The sequence below is a fragment of the Coprococcus sp. LG101-27 genome, assembly GCF_027695515.1.
In the GTDB taxonomy this organism is placed as follows: Bacteria; Bacillota; Clostridia; order Lachnospirales; family Lachnospiraceae; genus Allocoprococcus; species Allocoprococcus comes.
The window spans coordinates 1-1,305 of the sequence record NZ_JAQEUJ010000002.1; the positions used below are offsets into that span (position 1 = coordinate 1).

General features: G+C 35.1%; 3 protein-coding genes. 1 reads left to right on the forward strand and 2 read right to left on the reverse strand.

Features of this window, described 5'->3' with window-relative positions; genetic code table 11:
* Window positions 1-257 (forward strand): tyrosine-type recombinase/integrase (locus tag PG766_RS02470; protein WP_270590350.1); only part of this gene is annotated, 257 nt, incomplete at its 5' end.
* A 226-nt stretch (window positions 258-483) separates the two neighbouring features.
* On the opposite strand, the gene PG766_RS02475 is transcribed toward PG766_RS02470, so the two are convergent.
* Both PG766_RS02475 and PG766_RS02480 read right to left on the reverse strand, forming a co-directional pair.
* Window positions 484-867, reverse strand: a complete 384-nt coding sequence (locus PG766_RS02475) for a DUF6483 family protein (RefSeq protein ID WP_118198908.1) — start codon at window positions 865-867, stop codon at window positions 484-486.
* 38 nt (window positions 868-905) lie between these two features.
* Window positions 906-1,305 (reverse strand): hypothetical protein (locus tag PG766_RS02480; RefSeq protein WP_270590352.1); only part of this gene is annotated, 400 nt, incomplete at its 5' end.

Consider the following 1,305-nt stretch of genomic DNA (forward strand, 5'->3'; position numbering starts at 1 on the left):
TGGAACTGCCGAGTACACTCAGCATTGTATGCAGATCAGTGTCAAAAAAACTGGAAGGATTTGAAGATTTCCATTTCCACCAGTTACGTCACACCTACACCAGCAATCTGCTTTCCAATGGGGCTGCACCGAAAGATGTACAGGAACTGTTAGGACACTCTGATGTCAGTACCACAATGAATATTTACGCTCACTCAACAAGAAAAGCAAAGCGGGATTCCGCAAGACTTCTTGATAAAGTAGTGAGCAATGCTTAACTAAAAATTTCCCTTATTTCCCTTGCGGATTCCGCATAAGGGCAAAAATAAGGGAAAATACATATCATTTCACTATCTAAGAGGCTGTAAGCCTTGAAAAATAAGGAAAGTTCAGGAAATCTCTCCACAAATTCCGATTTTCCCAATTCTCCAAACTTGAATTTTGTATTATGTGTAAATTTGAATTGTCTGGTCATCTTATTCAACTGACAACCAGACAATTCTATTAAAAGTCTGTTAAAAACATTTTTGCAATACTGCTTAGACCAAAGCTATCAGCAACATTTTCTAAATCTAATTTGATTTCATCTCTGCTGAAGTTATTTACTTCTAAAAAATCGTCTGTTTTGTCATTCAAATAGGAATAAAATAATAGTGCAATTTCTAAACTATTCACATCTGTATTACTGGTCAAATCATATAATCTATTTTCAGCTTCATTGATTTCTCCAGCGTCAACCATGTCTAACAGATTTTCCAATGTTTCCTGTTCTTCTTTATTTTCCAACAATTCTACTGTTGGGGACTCCGTATCAATGTTGAATAATAGTTTTAAAATAGCTCGCACCATTTCTTTAATGAGTTTCATTACATAATCTTGCTCAAACACAATTATTCTCCTTTCTGCTTTCTATTTACAGGAATGATTTAATCGTCCATGCGAACCTTTAATGTAACTATGGTATCTCCTCGTGGTAGTTGGATTAAATTAGCGCAAAAGCTGATGCATACAACCGTTATCAGAATTTCAAACCAAACATTGAGAATGTTTATGCCTTTTACAGTTTGGACTTTTTTATGGTCTACGTCTTCGATACTGACAATTTCTTGTTCTTTATCTTCGACCACTACATATGTGGTTACCTCACCAAATAAGCCATGAACATTTATTATTCCACAAGGAAGTATTGCAACAGATACGGATATTGTAAAAAGCACAAAGAATAATCGGATTATCCAATGCTTTTTCTTGTCCATAATTCCTCCGTAAAATTCAAATCTTCTGTTGCTTTCAGTCTCTGCTGAAGACTGAAAGTTACCTTCGCTT